We start from the raw sequence: 1,996 nt of genomic DNA, 5'->3' as shown, positions 1-1,996 counted from the left end.
CCCGTGACAAGGGTCCACATGAGGACGAACGCGGCACACAGGGCACTGAGCCGGATCACCGCGTGACCGCCGGGGGCACCGTGAAATCCCACGGGAACGATGTTGAAACTGATACCGTGAAATCGCCCGGAGGACAGCTGCTGGCGCCCTCGTCGAAGCGGTTCGATCATTTGCGTGTTTTCCTTCGAACTGATCGCCCCGGGATTGTGGTGACACACTTTCCCGGGCGGGCCCTCGATCGAGGGTCCGGGACGAAACTACCGTGCCGGAGCGGGCGTTCAGGGCCGCCGGCCCCCTCGTGAAATCCCATTCTTTTCGCACTTAGCATGCCGATCGAAAGTGATCACAAACCGCAAACAATAGGTCACGGCAGGAAAGCCGAAGGCACTCATCGGCCAAATTCGGTCGACATGACACGCTTGGCCACAGAATTAGCTTGAGGCGGCCCATGAAGATGGGCGGCATCGACCGGTACTCCCGCCGAACTTCGACGTATTGCGTTGCCAGCGGCTTGGGGGACTGGATCTCGGCCTTGCCGAACATCCCCGCCAGGGACGGGACCCGGCTCGCGCGCAACCGAGGGCCGGCCCCGTGCCCGAGGGTGGGGACTGTTGACTTTGTGAATTGAACCTGCGCCCGTGCTTGGGGCACGATCGTGACGCGTGCTGGACGAGGCGAGGGAGAGGATGAGGGTGTTTCACCGGATACGCCGCCGCCGGGCGGCGGAACTCAGCGAAAAGCAGCGCCAGTTCTTCGAAGCGTGCGCGCAGTTGGAGGGGCAGGTGCCGCCGGAGGTCGAGCGGGTGCGGGCCGAGCTGGAGCGTGCCGAGCAGGCCGCCGTGGTGGATGACTTCCTGCCGCCGGAGCTGCGCGTGCCGAGCCATGACCAGGTGGAGGGCCGGATGACGGCCTGGCGACAGCCGCTCGTCCTCGACGGGGAGATCGTCGCCTGCGCCGAGTGCGGCGCGTACCGGGACTGGCTCATCCTCTCCACCCGCGACCAGATCTGGCTGCGCTGCCGGTCAGGCCACCAGCGGCACGAGACGCGCCTCGACACCGCCTGGTACAACCGGCACACTGGCCCCGCGGACGCGACGCACGCCACGTTCGAGGACTGCCTGCGCCACCTCGGCCACTGACCCCCACCCCCGCGACCCACGGGCCCAAGAGCCCTCACTGACCACCCACCGCCTAGCACAAGGGGTCAGTTCCGCCATGCGCGTTCGCGTCACCACCGCCGCTCTCTCCCTCACCGCCATCACCGCCCTCGCCCTGCCCGCCTGCTCCGCCCACACCACCGGCTCCACGGCCGATACGGCCTCCTCCGCCCGGGCCGGGAAGCCGGCCGACACCGCCCCGAACGCCGCTCCGCTCTCCTCGGCCGCGCTGGAGAGGCGCCTGCTCGACGCGAGCGACCTCGGCAACGGCTACCTGCACAAGCCCGAGCGTCCCGCCCAGCACGACGATGTCACCGTCGTCGGCTGCCCCGCCCTGAACGAGCTGGGCGGCGATGCGGCGACCGGCGGCTCGCTCGCCTTCCCCCGCCGGGCGAAGACCGCCTTCGCCTACACCGGCGGCAGCGATGCGGAGGTCACCGAGGAGCTCTACAGCGACCACGCCCGCAAGCTGTCCGCCGGCATCGGCAGGATCTTCGACGCCATGACCGGGTGCCCCACCTACCAGGTCGTCGCGGGCGGCACCGCGATCGACATGGCCTCGCAGAAGATGGCCGCGCCCCGCCGGCTCGGTGACGAGCAGTGGAGCCAGCTCCTGACGTTCTCCACCGGTGGGCAGCACACCGTGATGAAGCAGACCGCCGTCCGTGACGGCGACGTGCTCGTGATCGTCTCGGGGGCCCCGGCCCTCGTCGACCGGCACCTCGGCAAGGCCCTAGCCAAGGCGACAGCAACCAGCTGACCCGCACTCGGCACAACCGCTGCCCCCGACCGCGACGGCCGGGGGCAGCGGCGCGTTGCGCGCACTAGCGTTCAGTGGC

The 1,996-nt window shown here is 69.2% G+C and carries 2 protein-coding genes; both read left to right on the top strand.

The genetic code is table 11. The features are described 5' to 3' along the window. Positions 1-692 precede the first annotated feature (692 nt). Positions 693-1,139: a hypothetical protein gene (locus tag ACFU99_RS41960; RefSeq protein WP_384403596.1), complete on the top strand. Its 447-nt coding sequence runs from the start codon at positions 693-695 to the stop codon at positions 1,137-1,139. A 76-nt stretch (positions 1,140-1,215) separates the two neighbouring features. Then, the gene (locus ACFU99_RS41955) at positions 1,216-1,917 is read left to right on the top strand and encodes a hypothetical protein (RefSeq protein ID WP_384403593.1); all 702 of its coding nucleotides are present in this window, start codon (positions 1,216-1,218) and stop codon (positions 1,915-1,917) included. Positions 1,918-1,996: the final 79 nt, after the last annotated feature.

Source organism: Streptomyces sp. NPDC057654 (genome assembly GCF_042800135.1).
GTDB lineage: Bacteria > Actinomycetota > Actinomycetes > Streptomycetales > Streptomycetaceae > Streptomyces.
This window is presented reverse-complemented; position numbering and strand designations above follow the sequence as displayed.

Excerpts from the sequence above, each read along its gene's own strand:
- ACFU99_RS41955 (WP_384403593.1), top strand. The coding sequence starts at position 1,216 with ATGCGCGTTCGCGTCACCACCGCCGCTCTCTCCCTCACCGCCATCACC.